Origin of the sequence: Candidatus Planktophila limnetica (assembly GCF_002288365.1) — a bacterium.
GTDB lineage: Bacteria > Actinomycetota > Actinomycetes > Nanopelagicales > Nanopelagicaceae > Planktophila > Planktophila limnetica.
In genome coordinates this window covers 1,158,819-1,173,237 of record NZ_CP016782.1, presented here as the reverse complement: position 1 = coordinate 1,173,237, position 14,419 = coordinate 1,158,819, and the positions used below count along the sequence as shown (strand labels likewise).

Genomic DNA, 14,419 nt, shown 5'->3' with positions numbered 1-14,419 from the left:
AGTAGCGTTGCCCCCCTATGAGCACGCTCAAACCAATTAGCGCCCCACTTGATCGGGCAAGTGAACTTCGAAGTGATGAAGCAGCACTTGATCGATTGTGGAATAGCGCAAAAATTATTCGAGTCTCAAACTCGCAATTAGCTACTGATGGAAAGTCACTACTTTTTCTAAGCGCCACCGAAGTTGAAGAGTTAATCGCATCAAAGGTTTTTACAAGTGGCGATAAGTATTTTCTTGGAATCGATACTGCAAGCAAGGTGGCATATTTCGCCTGGGATTGCGATGAAGTCGGTCTGTCAGCAGGTGAAACTTCAACCGAAGGTTTGGCATCGCTGCGCGAATTAGGTGGAACCCTCGATGAGTTCGAGTTAGGTATTTCGATGCAGGCAACTGCACTTTCAAATTGGCATCGCTCTCACCCACACTGTTCTAAGTGTGGAGCCGAAACTAAATCAACTTTGGGCGGATCTGTGCGCGCGTGCGTTAAAGATCAGAGCCAGCATCACCCACGAACTGATAGCGCAGTTATTGTTTTAGTAAAAGATAAAGATGATCGAATTCTGCTGGGGCATCAACCGATTTGGCCAGATGGAAGATTTTCAACATTTGCTGGCTTTCTTGAACCAGGTGAAACATTTGAGCAATGCGTAGAACGTGAAGTCTTTGAAGAATCTGGCGTGAAAGTAAATGAGATTAAATATCTTGGTTCACAACCATGGCCATTTCCAGCTTCAATCATGATTGCATTTTCAGCAGTTGTGGATGACCCAAGCACAGCAAAAGCTGATGGAGTTGAAATCACAGAAGTGCGCTGGTTTAGTCGTGCTGAACTTAAATCATCCGTGGCCGATGGCTCGCTACTTTTGCCACCAACAATTAGCGTTGCACGCAAGATGATTGCAATGTGGTTTGGGCCAGGTGCAGAAAAACTCACCGGCGGCGAATCATGGCGCTAAATTCTGAAGAAATACTCGCATCCTTAGATGATGAACAACGCGCTGTTGCACTCGCAAGCCGCGGCCCTGTCTGTGTAATTGCAGGTGCTGGAACAGGTAAAACAAGAGCAATCACACACCGCATTGCTTATGCAGCATCTATCGGAGTGATGGATCCACAAAAAGTTTTAGCGCTGACATTTACCGCACGCGCTGCAGGTGAAATGCGTATGCGTCTTCGCACATTGGGAGTACCAACTGTTGCTGCCAGAACAATTCACTCAGCCGCCCTTAAGCAATTACTTTATTTTTGGCCACAAGTATTTGGCGGTCGCGCCCCAGATTTGCTCACAACTAAGACTGGTTTTATTACGCAAGCAATTACACGCGCAGATTTACAAGGAGCCCTATCTGTGACATCTCGCGATCTAATGCGCGATATTGCATCTGAAATTGAGTGGGCAAAATCTTCACAAGTTGTGCCAGAAGATTATGTAAATGAAGCATCAAAGCGCACGCAAAAGCCACGGATTAATCCAGAACAAATCGCCCAGGTTTACACCGCCTATATGTCTTTGATGAAGCAAGAGCGCGCAATGGATTTTGAAGATGTTTTGTTGCTAACTGCTGCGATGCTAGAAGAAGAGCGCGAAGTGCGCGAGCGAGTACAAGATCAATACCGCCACTTCACAATCGATGAGTATCAAGATATTTCACCGCTACAACAACGTGTGATCAATGCATGGCTAGGCAGTCGCCAAGAGTTATGTGTTGTGGGAGACCCTGCCCAAACTATTTATTCATTCGCTGGCGCAACCCCGGTCTTTTTAAATACTTTCACCCAACGTTTTCCAGATGCCGAAGTAATTAGATTAACCAGCGGATATCGCTCAACTCCTGAGATTACATTGATGGCCAATACAGTTTTGCGAAGTGCTTCGATGGGGCAAGAGTTAGTCGCCCAAAATGATCACGGCGCTAAACCATCTATTGCAGCATATAAAGATGAGTCAGCAGAGATTGCAGGTGTTGTAAAAGATATTGGAGAGCTGTTATCAGAAGGCGCCGCGGCACAAGAGATCGCAATTTTGGCTCGCACCAATAATCAACTGAACTCCATTGAAAAAGCGATTGCAGCCGCAGGCTTGCCGTATCAAGTGCGCAATAATGAGCGATTCTTTGATCGCATGGATGTTCGCGAATTCCTTAAGGGTGTTCGCACCGCTTCCGTTATTCCAACAGAAGGCGTGTATTGGCTCGATGAGCTGCGCACGTTGGCACAACCATTTTTAACTGGCGCCACCATCGATGGCATTGCGGGTTTATTGCACCTGGCGCGTGAGTTAGATGCTGATGATTCATTTGCACCAAAGACACTACGTGCATATCTGCGTGAAGTTGAAGATCGTGTACAACAAAATAATCCACCAACAATGCCGGTACTGACTTTGGCAACGTTGCATGCTGCAAAGGGCCTCGAGTGGGAACGTGTGTTTTTAATTGGCGTCAGTGAATCGATATTGCCATTTGAATCAGGAAATACAGGCCCAGAAAATCAGAGCGCTATCGATGAAGAGCGCCGCTTGTTCTATGTGGGAATCACGCGTGCGAAGAAGGATTTACGCATGAGTTACCGCGGTGAGCCAAGCCGATTCCTGCGTGAATCTGGGTTACTGGCTAGTTCGTAATTAATTAATTTGCATCATCGCGGGTCCATGCTTTACCCTTGCACTTCATCCAAAATATGGATGGACACGAGAAAAGGGAGCACGCGATGTCAACAATCGTAAGCACTCATAACGTGAACGCTTCACGCGTTAGCGCTACTTCTCATGCCCATTCACATCCAAGTACAGCGACTAATAAGCGCTATACAACTTGGCCTACTGCTACAAAGCCAGCGTTTTACGCAGCTTTTTACGCAGTGGATGAGGCCACTTGGGGCACTATCGCCTAACCGATAGCAGCCAACCAAGGGCCTCGAATCCACAAAGGATTCGGGCCCTTTTTCATTTCCACCAGTAAACCAACTACAAACCAACTAACAGGAAGAACAACGAGAGGGAAGAGGTGAGAACCATGAGCGTTCTCTACAGCGAACTACTAGTACCAGGATGGGCAGAAACCGGGGAGAAGATCGGATTAAACGATGTCACCGGAACGTATGAAAGCGCGATTGGTTATGCGCTTCCATGTCACAGCGCCAACCCGGAAACTTTTTTCTCTGAAGCCGAAGCCGATATCAAGGCTGCCAAGGCACTCTGCGGTGAATGTCCTGTTCGTGCAAAGTGTTTAAGCGGTGCACTCTCACGCCAAGAACCAGTGGGTGTGTGGGGCGGAGAATTATTTGAAGATGGTGTTGTGATCGAACGTAAACGTAAAGCGGGACGGCCACGTATCGCTGCATAGAGTAATGAGCGGGTGCTGAGAAAGCCTCAGCGCTCGCTCATTGCTTTGTGGTGAGTACGCTCGAAGGGGTTCAATCCCTTGGTATTTTCACCTGCACTAAAGAAGGATGCGAAAGGCCAAGTTCTAGTCAAAGAGTGTCAACTTTGTGCGTTTATCATCAAATAAGAAATCGAAAGGAAAAGAAATAATCGACGATCAGCGACATTTTGTTAAATCAAATCCAAGAACTCTGCTACTGAAATAACTTGAATACCGTAATCTCTTGCTTTTTTTGTTTTACCCGACATTGAAGATTTATCGGCTGCAACCAATAAGTCGCACGTTTTCTTTGTCACGCTTGAGACAGGGATGAGAGATTTCTTTGTTGCGTATACCTCCAAAGTTTCTCTTGTTAATTCTTCACCGTTCTTACCTATCGCGGTACCTGTAAAACACACTTTCATACCTGGTTTAAGTGAAAACTGATCATTTTTTTGGTCGGTCTCTGCGGGTGCCTTATATGTCAGCCCTAATGTTTTGGCGGCTTTTTCTAAAAGCATTTTCTCTGTATCGGAAATATAGTTATCTCGTTCAGCTGCTTTTACAATCTGATTAAAAAAGCTGCTATGGAGTTCTTCCTGTTTACTAGAGCCGAGACCTAGAGTCTCAGCCCAATCATTTAAGTACTTTAATTCGTCTGTGGTAATTGCAAAATCACTCATGACTGAAGAGAGGGCATCTAAATAGGACAGGTCGGGTCCTGCTTCTTCTGACGGCCCTAGGCCACGAATAATCCGACGCAGATTCTGCTGCCCTGATTTGTGATCTTGAGATAGTGCAGCGCGGGAGAGAAGTTGTGGTGATTTTGCCTGAGAGTCATGTTGAACAGATATCGGTATTAATCCCTCCATGGAATCTAGCTGCTCAAGTACCTTGATAAATATGAGTGCGGTGGCGCGGGCATCAGTTAATGCTCTATGAGCAGAAACATTAGTTATCCCATATTCTTTACATGCGGCCTCTAATTTAAGTTTGGTCGCTTGTAAAGTACAAAAACCAACACCGAGGTCGATGTTTTCTTTGACTCTTGAAAATTCTTGCTCCAGCATTCTTTGATCAAAAGAAATATTATGTGCGACCATTACTGTTCCGTCTATAAATCTTGAAAGTTCAGACTTAATTTCTGCAAAAGTTGGAGCCAATGAAACGAGTTCTGATGTAATTCCGTGAATATTTGAATTTGAAATATCTCTTTCGGGATTTATTAGAGTCTCCCACTCTTGAACAATCTCGTTGCCCGCTACGAGAACGACAGCAATCTCAACCAATCGATCTGTTTTTCCAAACCCGGTGGTCTCTGTATCAATTACTGCGAATCTCTTCATATTCTCTACTTCTTCACCTTCTTCAAGCGCTCAGTAACCGTAGATTCCCCGTCGTTGTAGGCCCCCACAATTACATCATTGCCAACTTGCCATGTAATTTTGAATCTGTCTCCATCGTTTCTTCCGCCTTTGATGGGTATCCACCCTTCTGATTCACGCTTAGGGATATAGAAGGCTTCAAAAATATCTACCTTGTCCATCCATTCAAGAACGCCAGACTTAATGCGTTTCTTCATCTCCTGGTCCATGAATTCAGAGAATTCCAGTACGCGGCTTCCTGCGCCTTGTTTAATTATTCTAATGTTGGGTTCGCTAGATGCCTTTGTTCCAAAAATTCCCATAGCTAGCGGTGCCCCTTTTCCTTTAAGTATCCCTGCGTCTAGCCCTCAATGTAGCCCAAGACTTTTACCGGACATAAGGGTTTCTACTAGTTTTCTTCGCCTCACCAAGTTAAGAACTTTAACGAGCCAGCGAAGAAGGCGTAATCTCCGGCAGCCAAATAATTGCTTCATCAAGCCAACGGCCTTCAGCTTCTAGTTGGCAGAAGATTCCGGTAGTGCCCATTGTTACGCGGTGAATTAATACGTATTCAGCAGGAAGATTTAATTGAAAACCAATCTTTGCAGTGGGATTACGAGGATCTCCAACGCGGGCGCTTTGATCACGTAGCCATTCACGTGAGTACTTGAACGTTGGTGTTCGCAGTGGTTCCACAAGTGGAACAAGGAATTCAAGAACTAATTCTGGAGCAACGTCTACTTCAGGAAGAATAAACCCATCTTTTTTGAAACCCTCGTAAAGTGCTTGTGCATCATCATCCAGGGCGTTTTTCAAGAGATTCTTAAAAGGTTCTGGAAAACCATTAGGCAAACGATTACATGCACCGAAATCAAGTACACCTAAGCGCCCATCTGCTAATACGCGAAAGTTTCCTGGATGCGGATCTGCGTGCAATAAACCTGCACGGATAGGGGATGTAAAGTGGAAGCGAGCTAACTTAATCCCAGCGTTATTGCGCTCTGCTTGTGTGCCGTTTTTGATAACTTGTGAAAGTGGTTTTCCTTCAAGCCATTCACTGACCAAGACTTTATCCGATGCCATAACAACTTTAGGAATCGCAATATCCGGATCGCCATCGTATGCCGCGGCATATGTGGTCTGTGCTTCTGCTTCATACATGTAATCAACTTCTTCAATAATGCGAGCACGCAGTTCTTCAAGAAGTGGCTTCATATCAAGGCCAGGTAAAACTAATTGGAAGATCTTTGAGAAGCGTTGAATCTGATTGAGATCGGCGATGAGTGCTTCTGCGGCGCCTGGATACTGAATCTTTACAGCAACAACGCGACCATCTTTCCATACAGCTTTGTGCACTTGGCCAATGGAAGCCGAGGCTGTTGCCTTGTCTTCAAAGCTTGCAAAGTTATCTCGCCAGTTTTCACCGAGTTCTTTAGCTAGCACTTTATGAACAACGCGAGTAGGAAGCGGTGGTGCGGATTCTTGTAACTTTGTGAGAGTTTCGCGATATGGCTTTGCAATATTTTCTGGAAGCGCTGCTTCAAAGACAGAGAGCGCTTGTCCAAATTTCATGGCGCCGCCCTTTAATTCGCCAAGAACTTTAAATAATTGTTCTGCAGTTTTTTCTTGGATCTCTGCAAGTACAACAGAACCCGATTGACCAACTAATTGACGACCAAGACCGAGTGCTCCACGTCCTGCAAGACCTAGTGGAATAGAAACCATCTTCGCCGAGCGCACAGCGCTAGAACGAGGGATTTCTGTTTCGTGAACTTTGTCTTCGGGCATGGGCTTATTCTGGAAGAAAATCTCTCACTTGGCATCTTGAGAAAGTACGGGTGGTTAATGGTGCGCAAGTGAAGGGCGAATTAACGCCAAGAACATCCGCACAATGGATGGCGTGCAAAGCGAATGTGTTGAGGATTACACACATCGAGATAGTTGGTACGCACCCGAGCTGAGAGCAGAGCAGATTTCTTTGTATCAATAAATTTAAGAATTTCAGAGGCAATTTGCGCCGCCACAAAGTGTGAAATAGATACAGGTATTTCTAACTCTGTGTGCGTACTTCTGAAGATATCTATTTCGCGCGACAACAGATGTTGATCGCTTCTGGCAAGTGTTATGCACCGAGAGCACGCACTTTTGCCCGGAATCACAAGTGGGCCAACATCTATGGATGGTCCATCGGGGGCCGCAACAATTAAATGAATTTCATCTTCGCTCATGCTCTGTGCAATAAGTGCTTCATGACCATTGCCAATAAAGATTTTTAGGAAAACTTCTGGGATATCTTCTGCAACGGATTTGTCTTTATTTGGAAAGAGCGCCAATTCACGAGCCTTATCTTCAAGAGTGTGCTGAAAATTTGAACCAACATCGCTACTTGTTAACAATCCTGCACACATATCTTGGTTGCCAATACGTGCACGATCTCGCCTAGAAGCAGAGGCCATCTTTGTTTGTGTCACACCACTTGCAAGCAAAAGTCCGTATAACTGAGTTGCAACTCTGTTTTCTCCGGATATTTCTATTAGTGCCAATCGACGATTCGTTAATACTTCAACTCCACCATCGATAACACCGGGGATCCATGTTGTTGCAGATAACTCTGGAGTGATTTTTGATTGCAATTGAATATAACCAGCATCGGCGCTCTGATCTTGTTCTTTGAAACGACCTGGCGCAATAATCGGTGTGACTAAATAATCGACTAGGCCGGCGCTGAGTAATTGACCAATAACCTCACAGACAATTTCCGTACTAATCGCGAGCGCTTCAGCAATTTCCTGCGCGCTCTTCTTGCCATCAAATGCGGTGACAATTGATTTAATTCCAAGTGCTTCACACTCGATTCCGGATCCATTACACCCGATAAAGACGCGATTTCCTTCGATGAGCGAATCAGATAGTGAGAGAACAATTGCGCCTCTTTTAAGGCGTGGACGGATTTGTAATAAATCAAGGGTTGGCGTAGCTACTGTTTGTATTTTCATCTGCGCACAATGGCGGTAATTTCTAAGCCGGAATTTGGCTCCATTAATATCTGTGCACGAACACGTGATTTCATTGCGTTGCGTAGTTAAGGCGTTACAAATTGCACCAGTACAAAAGAAAACCCCCACCAAGCAATATCTGCCTGCGGGGGTTTTCTTAAAAGTGCTTTTAGCTGGGCTTGTATTAAGCCTTACCGAGAATGCGGTTCACCTTGGTGCCACATACTGGGCAGATGCCCTGTGCCATGCGACGACCGGACTCTGAGACCTTTACGGTTCCCTCGAATTCACGCTTCTCTTTGCACTTAACGCAATAAGCGTCACCTTTGTATGTCTCTGCCATTTTCTTCCTCCGTTCGACGCATGCTTGCCTATGGGTTTTTTCCCAATAAGGGGCAGGCGTGCAAGCATGACGATACCCCCGCTCACGCTCGATAGCGCTCATATCACGCGTGATTGTGGGAAGTTTTTTACAGGACCTGTGCCCCTGGCAGCACCGTGGGCGGCATGTAACGCCGTTCAGCGGCCTCAAAGCCCTCTAGATAGGCCTCAGCGCGCCCTTCTTCAGGGAATCTGGCCAGCACAGCCTTAAATTCTGGGCCATGGTCGAAGTGATGCAGATGGATCGCTTCATGAAAGAGGACGTAATCAAGGGCATAGGCCGGAGCGCCCTTGAGGCGATCTGAAATCCGAATCGTTGCATCAACAGATGTGCAAGATCCCCAGCGCTCGCGCATCGCTCGCCAATTAATCGATTGAGGACGTTGAGTTATTTCTGGAGCATAAAGATCTAGCAATTGCGTCACTCGATCCAACAAAATCGTTTCAGATGGTGATTCATCGGCCTCCTGAGCACGTATTTTGGCAATCATCTCGGGGATAACGCTTCGTTCATCAGCCTTACTCATGCGTGCAGGGATCGAAATAATTATTCGTCCACCTTGGCGATAGGCAGAGATACTTTTTTTGCGGCGTTTGGATCTCAATACAACTATTTCACCCTCTGAGATTCCTGGAAGGGTGGATTCGACGTCACCATCTCCATCTCCAAGTGAATGTGTAATGGAGTGGTTGAGGGTCATAGCCAAACGCTACCTGTTGAAGGGATTTCACAACTTATTTAACGTAATAAAACGCCGAAAAATATTTGCATTACAACAAAAAAAGTCCTGTTGTCAAAGCGGTGTTCAGTTGATTCTGACTCTCTTCTGTCGTACTTTGCGACTACGAAGTCCTCGGATAACCGTTCTATATCTGCAAGGGGAAGGCAGATAAAGAGTGTGCGCCCGGGGACTTCGCTTTTCTCTTTTAGAGAGAAGATAAGTCGTCGGGAACTTCAGTGCTCTTTAAGAAACCTTCAGGATCTAATAAATCATCCGGTGATGGCAAAAGCGATGACCAGATTTTATCTCGCGCGCTCACACCCTCTTTTTCGCGGATGACTTTCCAGAAGTGTGCAGCTTCACGGGACATACGTGGTGAGACTTCAAGGCCAAAGAGTGATTTAAATAATTGTTGAGTTGGCGCCGATGTTGCGCGACGTCTGCGAAATGTTTCACGAAGTGCATCGATGGATGGAAGTCGATCACTTACTGCAAGTGTTGTGACTTCATCAGTCCATCCTTCAATTAAAGCAAAGACAGTTTCTAACTTTGTCAGTGCAGCGCGCTGTGCTGGTGATTCTTCGGGTGTAAACATTCCTTCACCAATTGCAAGAGAGAAACTCTCAGGATTATTGGGATCGATATTTCCAGATTCCATTGCCTCTTGCGCTTGGCGTTGTATGGCATCAATATCTATGTGAATGCCCTTTCCGTATTCAGAAATTGCGGTGCGAATATAAGAGACTAGCCATGGATTGCTCTCAAATAAACGCGCTACTGCTTCTTCACGGATTGCATGAAAGAGTGTTATTTCACTCTTAGGAATCTCAAGATCTTGCGACCACAGTGCAATGTTTTCAGGTACTAACGCAGGTATTGCAGGATCAACTAGCGGCAAACCAACATCGTGAATTCCGGTAACAGATGATGCGAGTGCACCAACTGAGTGCCCCAATTGCGTTGCAATAAGAGCGCTAATAAAGGAGCGAAGCAGAGTCGCAATTGTTTCGATTGGCATCGGAGTTTCCTGCGCTTGGCCTTCGTTAATTGCTTGCTGCATCAGTTCAGAAACAGCAGCGGCTAAACCAGATGCAAGTGGCTCTACGGTTATTTGCCAACCAGCAAGGGTTGAATCCACCCAATCTGAGCGGCTCAGGGTTTGAGTAGCCGCTGTAATGGGTGCAAAGTCAGTGGCTTCATTTAGCCAGAGTTGAGCAATAGAGCTGGCTTGTGCGACAACGGTTGTATCAGTGTTGCCAACGGGAAGAGAGCCAGCACTTGAAACAATTTTCTTTGCAGTATCTCGAACAATGCTCTTTGGAAGTGATTCAGTTCCAGCGGCAAAAGGATTAATAAATCCTGCAGGATTAATTCCTAGTTTTTGGAATTGTTCTGTGACTTGTTCCTGCATTTGCGCGAGCATTGCTGCCAGTTGTTCAGGGGTCATCTCATTTGGGTTCTCTTCTGAACCATCATCTGGGGTGAAACCAAATGCTGACATGACTTCCTTTCCCCTTAATCCTTTTAACTAATTATCTGTTCTTCATATCGTACGGGTGGTAACACCTATAACGCGCGGTGAAAGAAAATAATTCCATTGAACTTATGGGCACTTCAACCTCTAGACTAGGAACATGTCCAGTTCTTTCGTAGCCCTTATTTGGTGGGTAATTCCTGCTGCGGGTTTGATTGGCGCTTTGGGTTACGTGGTGTGGGTTACGAAGTTTAAAGATCGTTTTGAATCTGAAACGTCTCGTTCAATTGGCAAATTTAGTCAGTTCCAAAGCACATTTAGAGATCCCAACAACCAGACTCCTGTAAATCGTAATGATCCAACAGCAAATGAATTGCCACCCCAAAAACCATTTCAATCTCCACCTTCGAACCAAGATCGCACACCGCTATAGCAATGCGCTATTCATCGCTACCCATTGCGGTTAAAGCAATCATCGTTATCTTTTTTGGTTTTGCACTTTTCGCCCCGCTGCCCTTCGTTGTTGTAATGCCAGGTGGCGCAACAGATGTCTTAGACAAAGTCATTTCAATTAAATCTGAAAACTCTTACAAACCAAGTGGGTCACTTTATTTGCTAGCCATTCGAGTGACGAGCCCAGGGGCATCTATGTATTCAGGTGAAATTGTGTATGGCTGGGTTAATGGAAATTCTCGAATTTATCCTCGCTCTGCGGTGTATCCAGATAACGTGAGCTCAAAGGTTTTAGACAAAGAAGCAAAAGTAGATATGACTTCTTCGCAAGATAAAGCAAAAATAGTTGCACGTGCATATGTAAAGAAAAATTATCCAGAACTTACCAGCGTTGATCCAGATTTGATTACTTTGGATGTAAAAGATACTGGTGGCCCCAGTGGAGGAATGGTTTTTACCCTCGGTGTGATTGAAGAGTTAACTCCACAAGATTTGTTACGAGGAAGAAAAGTTGCGGGTACCGGAACAATTGATCTTTTAGGAAAAGTTGGACCAATTGGCGGCATTGACGAAAAATTAATTGCGGCCCAACGAGTCGGTGTGACAGTTTTTCTTGCACCCCGTTCAAATTGTTCAGAAATCAGATCGATTCCAGAAGGCATTACCGTCTTTGCAATTAGCACGATCGAGGATGCGGTGAAGGCCCTTTCTGCAAATAGTGCACCAGAAGAAATAGGTATGTCCTGCGCTCAAAGTGCCTGATTTAGCCCAAGTGGCAGAAGTGGCACCGAGTTCAGTATCTTTAACTCATGACTAGTAGCTTCCCGAATTTAAACTTTAATCGCCGTCGTCGCGGACCACTTCCAATTGTTATTGCAATCTTGGTGGTTGCCTCCGTTGCACTCGTAAGCCTCAGTGGCTTCTATGCCGATTGGCTCTGGTTTAGATCAGTTGACTTCACTGAAGTCTGGTCAACAATTCTTCTGACAAAGGCAACTGTCTTTGTAGTTGCTGGCTTTGCAACATCATTGATTATTACGTTAAATGTTTATTTAGCTTTTCGTAAGCGACCTTTATATGTTCCACTGACTGTAGAAGCCGACAACCTCGAGCGTTACCGTTCTCAGATCGAGCCTATTCGCAGACTTGTACTTGTCGGACTTTCACTCGTTCTCTTTTACTTCGGTGGATCATCTGCATCTCAACTCTGGGATACATGGTTGCTCTTTAAGAATTCAACTTCATTTGGTGTGGTAGATCCACAATTCGGTTTAGATATCTCATTCTTTGCATTTAAGTTGCCGATGTATCAAGCATTAGTTGCTTGGGCAATTTCTACACTTGTCTTTGCAATTATTGGCTCAGCAGTTGTGCATTATTTATATGGTGGTATTCGTCCACAAGTTGCACAAGAGCGCACAACAGTTGCAGCTCGCGTGCAGCTTTCTGTATTAATTGGTTTGGTTGTTCTTCTTAAGGCTGGTGCATATTGGTTAGACCGTTACGCACTTGCCCTGAAAGACAATAAATTAATTACAGGTTTGACTTACACAGATGTCAATGCACTTTTGCCAGCTAAAGCTATTTTGGCGGGAATCGCTGCTATCTGTTCACTTCTCTTCTTTGCCAACATCATTCGCAGGTCATGGTTATTGCCAGCTGCCGGAACAGCACTTCTTGTTATTTCATCTGTATTAATTGCAGGAATTTATCCCGCAGCTATTCAACAATTCCAAGTAAAGCCAAGTGAGTCTTCAAAGGAAGCGCCATTTATTCAGCGCAATATTGATGCAACACGAGATGCCTTCGGTTTATCTGCTGTTGAAGTAAAGGATTTTCAAGCGACACTTAATGCATCAGCCGGGCAGCTATCAAAAGATTCAGCAACTATTTCAAATATCCGTTTAATGGATCCAAATGTACTTTCAGCCACCTTTAGACAGCTTCAGCAAATTAAGCCGTATTACACATTTGGTGCAACACTCGATGTGGATCGTTACAAAGTTGACGGAGTTTCATACGACACAATCGTGGCAGTTCGTGAATTAAACATCGATGGAAACCCAAGTCGAAACTGGATTAACGACCACCTTGTTTACACACACGGATTCGGTTTCGTTGCAGCATACGGAAATGTTCGAGATGCAGACGGAAAGCCATCCTTTGTTGTTGGAGATTTACCTCCAACAAAGGGACTTGGTGAATTCGAACCACGTATTTATTTCGGTGAGAACGTGCCGGATTACTCAATTATTGGTGGAACAACTACTGGAGAACCAGTTGAATTCGATTATCCAGATGACGCATCTGCAAATGGGCAAAAGAACGTTACATATTCAGGCAAAGGTGGAGTTCCAGTTGGATCGCTGTTCAATAAATTAGTTTTTGCCTTGAAGTATCAAGAACAACGTATCTTGCTATCAAATTTGATCAATAAAGATTCAAAGATTTTGTTTGAAAGAAACCCACGAGAGCGTGTTGCAAAAGTTGCACCGTGGCTTACTCTTGATGGAGATCCGTATCCAGCACTCGTTGATGGACGCGTTCTTTGGATCATCGATGGATATACAACCAGTGCTGGATATCCATATTCACGCAAGACAACTCTTTCAGGTGCAACAACTGATGCACTGACAGTTAACTCAACATCTATTACTGCACAGGGAGATCAGACAGTTAACTACATTCGTAACTCTGTAAAAGCCACTGTTGATGCCTACGATGGAACAGTTAGCTTGTACCAATGGGATGAGAATGATCCTGTTCTAAAGACATGGTCAAAAGCCTTCCCTAACAGCATTAAATCAAAGTCAGAAATGTCTGATCAGTTAATGGAGCACATCCGTTATCCAGAAGATATGTTTAGAATTCAGCGCGATATTTTGAGTGCCTACCATGTTAAAAGCGCAGCAGCGTTTTATGGTGGACAAGATTTCTGGCGCGTACCTCGCGATCCATCAACATTTGGCGCTAACGCTGGAAACCAACCTCCTTATTACATGACCATGCAGTTGCCTGGTTCTGACAAAGCAGCCTTCTCATTGACCACACCATTCGTACCACGTGGTGGCCGTGAAAACTTGGCAGCATTTGCAGTTGTTAATTCACAGGCTGGTCCTGATTACGGAAAAATAACTGTTCTGCAATTGCCACGAAGCACCAACGTCGCTGGTCCTTCACAAGTTGCTTCCAACTTTGAAGCCAAACCAGAAGTTGCAAATTCACTTTCATTGCTACGCCAGGGTGGATCAGATGTTGTGCTCGGTAACTTATTAACACTTCCTGTGGGCGGTGGCTTGTTATACGTACAACCTGTTTATGTGCGAGCAACAGCAAACGCTGCAGCGTATCCATTACTTCAAAAAGTATTGGTTTCATTCGGTGATCAGATTGGTTATAGCGACACTCTTAAGGGTGCACTTGATCAAGTATTTGCTGGTAACTCTGGAACATCAGAATCCGGTGCATCAACTGGTTCAGGAAAACCAACAACTGGAACAAATGATTTAGCTAATGCACTTGCAAGTGCAAAACAAGCACTTGCAGATGGACAAGCAGCACTTGCTAAGGGTGATTTCACTGCGTATGGAAAAGCGCAAGATCGCTTAAAGTCAGCGATTGCTGCGGCAATTTCTGCGCAAAGCAAAAAGTAATTTCTCATCTAAAT

14 protein-coding genes are annotated in these 14,419 nt (G+C 45.0%); 7 read left to right on the top strand and 7 right to left on the bottom strand.

What is annotated here, in order from left to right:
- The first annotated feature begins 17 nt into the window (after window positions 1-17).
- The 4 genes from nudC to PHILAsVB114_RS06170 all read left to right on the top strand — a co-directional run bounded on the left by nudC (window position 18) and on the right by PHILAsVB114_RS06170 (window position 3,344).
- A complete protein-coding gene (gene nudC / locus PHILAsVB114_RS06180; RefSeq protein WP_095698493.1) occupies window positions 18-956 on the top strand; it encodes an NAD(+) diphosphatase in 939 nt (312 codons plus the stop codon).
- On the top strand, window positions 947-2,623 hold the full coding sequence (locus PHILAsVB114_RS06175) for an ATP-dependent helicase (protein WP_095698492.1): 1,677 nt from the start codon (window positions 947-949) through the stop codon (window positions 2,621-2,623). Before nudC ends, PHILAsVB114_RS06175 begins: the two co-directional genes overlap by 10 nt.
- Window positions 2,624-2,709: 86 nt before the next feature.
- A complete protein-coding gene (locus PHILAsVB114_RS06965; protein ID WP_157906161.1) occupies window positions 2,710-2,892 on the top strand; it encodes a hypothetical protein in 183 nt (60 codons plus the stop codon).
- 122 nt (window positions 2,893-3,014) lie between these two features.
- Window positions 3,015-3,344 carry a WhiB family transcriptional regulator gene (locus tag PHILAsVB114_RS06170; protein WP_095698491.1) on the top strand — a complete coding sequence of 110 codons (330 nt, stop codon included), beginning with the start codon at window positions 3,015-3,017 and terminating at the stop codon, window positions 3,342-3,344.
- 209 nt (window positions 3,345-3,553) lie between these two features.
- On the opposite strand, the gene PHILAsVB114_RS06165 is transcribed toward PHILAsVB114_RS06170, so the two are convergent.
- The 7 genes from PHILAsVB114_RS06165 to PHILAsVB114_RS06135 all read right to left on the bottom strand — a co-directional run bounded on the left by PHILAsVB114_RS06165 (window position 3,554) and on the right by PHILAsVB114_RS06135 (window position 10,326).
- Window positions 3,554-4,708 (bottom strand): exonuclease domain-containing protein, encoded by a 1,155-nt coding sequence (locus tag PHILAsVB114_RS06165; RefSeq protein ID WP_095698490.1) that lies wholly within the window; start codon window positions 4,706-4,708, stop codon window positions 3,554-3,556.
- Window positions 4,709-4,713: 5 nt separating this feature from the next.
- Window positions 4,714-5,049 (bottom strand): hypothetical protein, encoded by a 336-nt coding sequence (locus PHILAsVB114_RS06160; RefSeq protein ID WP_095698489.1) that lies wholly within the window; start codon window positions 5,047-5,049, stop codon window positions 4,714-4,716.
- Window positions 5,050-5,167: 118 nt separating this feature from the next.
- Window positions 5,168-6,514 (bottom strand): ABC1 kinase family protein, encoded by a 1,347-nt coding sequence (locus PHILAsVB114_RS06155; protein ID WP_095698488.1) that lies wholly within the window; start codon window positions 6,512-6,514, stop codon window positions 5,168-5,170.
- Between the two features lie 80 nt (window positions 6,515-6,594).
- The gene (locus tag PHILAsVB114_RS06150) at window positions 6,595-7,722 is read right to left on the bottom strand and encodes a bacteriocin biosynthesis cyclodehydratase domain-containing protein (RefSeq protein ID WP_095698487.1); all 1,128 of its coding nucleotides are present in this window, start codon (window positions 7,720-7,722) and stop codon (window positions 6,595-6,597) included.
- Between the two features lie 184 nt (window positions 7,723-7,906).
- The gene (locus PHILAsVB114_RS06985; RefSeq protein WP_095698486.1) at window positions 7,907-8,065 is read right to left on the bottom strand and encodes a DUF5679 domain-containing protein; all 159 of its coding nucleotides are present in this window, start codon (window positions 8,063-8,065) and stop codon (window positions 7,907-7,909) included.
- Window positions 8,066-8,192: 127 nt separating this feature from the next.
- Window positions 8,193-8,804, bottom strand: coding sequence for a M48 metallopeptidase family protein (locus PHILAsVB114_RS06140; RefSeq protein ID WP_095698485.1), 612 nt, complete (start codon window positions 8,802-8,804; stop codon window positions 8,193-8,195).
- A gap of 226 nt (window positions 8,805-9,030) precedes the next feature.
- Entirely contained in the window at window positions 9,031-10,326 is a 1,296-nt protein-coding gene (locus tag PHILAsVB114_RS06135) for a zinc-dependent metalloprotease (protein ID WP_095698484.1), read from the bottom strand.
- Window positions 10,327-10,459: 133 nt separating this feature from the next.
- On the opposite strand from PHILAsVB114_RS06135, the gene PHILAsVB114_RS06130 reads away from it, so the two are divergent.
- From PHILAsVB114_RS06130 to PHILAsVB114_RS06120, 3 genes are read left to right on the top strand one after another with little or no spacing between them, the layout of a single operon-like run.
- The gene (locus PHILAsVB114_RS06130; protein WP_095698483.1) at window positions 10,460-10,732 is read left to right on the top strand and encodes a hypothetical protein; all 273 of its coding nucleotides are present in this window, start codon (window positions 10,460-10,462) and stop codon (window positions 10,730-10,732) included.
- Window positions 10,733-10,734: 2 nt separating this feature from the next.
- Complete coding sequence (locus PHILAsVB114_RS06125; protein ID WP_095698482.1) at window positions 10,735-11,514, top strand: S16 family serine protease; 780 nt, start codon at window positions 10,735-10,737, stop codon at window positions 11,512-11,514.
- Window positions 11,515-11,561: 47 nt separating this feature from the next.
- The gene (locus tag PHILAsVB114_RS06120) at window positions 11,562-14,405 is read left to right on the top strand and encodes a UPF0182 family membrane protein (protein WP_095698481.1); all 2,844 of its coding nucleotides are present in this window, start codon (window positions 11,562-11,564) and stop codon (window positions 14,403-14,405) included.
- The last annotated feature ends 14 nt before the right edge of the window (window positions 14,406-14,419 follow it).

Coding starts and splice junctions, on each gene's coding strand:
- PHILAsVB114_RS06175 (WP_095698492.1), top strand. CDS start 947: ATGGCGCTAAATTCTGAAGAAATACTCGCATCCTTAGATGATGAACAA.
- PHILAsVB114_RS06135 (WP_095698484.1), bottom strand. CDS start 10,326: ATGTCAGCATTTGGTTTCACCCCAGATGATGGTTCAGAAGAGAACCCA.
- PHILAsVB114_RS06965 (WP_157906161.1), top strand. CDS start 2,710: ATGTCAACAATCGTAAGCACTCATAACGTGAACGCTTCACGCGTTAGC.
- PHILAsVB114_RS06130 (WP_095698483.1), top strand. CDS start 10,460: ATGTCCAGTTCTTTCGTAGCCCTTATTTGGTGGGTAATTCCTGCTGCG.
- PHILAsVB114_RS06120 (WP_095698481.1), top strand. CDS start 11,562: ATGACTAGTAGCTTCCCGAATTTAAACTTTAATCGCCGTCGTCGCGGA.
- PHILAsVB114_RS06155 (WP_095698488.1), bottom strand. CDS start 6,514: ATGCCCGAAGACAAAGTTCACGAAACAGAAATCCCTCGTTCTAGCGCT.
- PHILAsVB114_RS06985 (WP_095698486.1), bottom strand. CDS start 8,065: ATGGCAGAGACATACAAAGGTGACGCTTATTGCGTTAAGTGCAAAGAG.
- PHILAsVB114_RS06150 (WP_095698487.1), bottom strand. CDS start 7,722: ATGAAAATACAAACAGTAGCTACGCCAACCCTTGATTTATTACAAATC.
- nudC (WP_095698493.1), top strand. CDS start 18: ATGAGCACGCTCAAACCAATTAGCGCCCCACTTGATCGGGCAAGTGAA.
- PHILAsVB114_RS06125 (WP_095698482.1), top strand. CDS start 10,735: ATGCGCTATTCATCGCTACCCATTGCGGTTAAAGCAATCATCGTTATC.
- PHILAsVB114_RS06165 (WP_095698490.1), bottom strand. CDS start 4,708: ATGAAGAGATTCGCAGTAATTGATACAGAGACCACCGGGTTTGGAAAA.
- PHILAsVB114_RS06160 (WP_095698489.1), bottom strand. CDS start 5,049: ATGGGAATTTTTGGAACAAAGGCATCTAGCGAACCCAACATTAGAATA.
- PHILAsVB114_RS06170 (WP_095698491.1), top strand. CDS start 3,015: ATGAGCGTTCTCTACAGCGAACTACTAGTACCAGGATGGGCAGAAACC.
- PHILAsVB114_RS06140 (WP_095698485.1), bottom strand. CDS start 8,804: ATGACCCTCAACCACTCCATTACACATTCACTTGGAGATGGAGATGGT.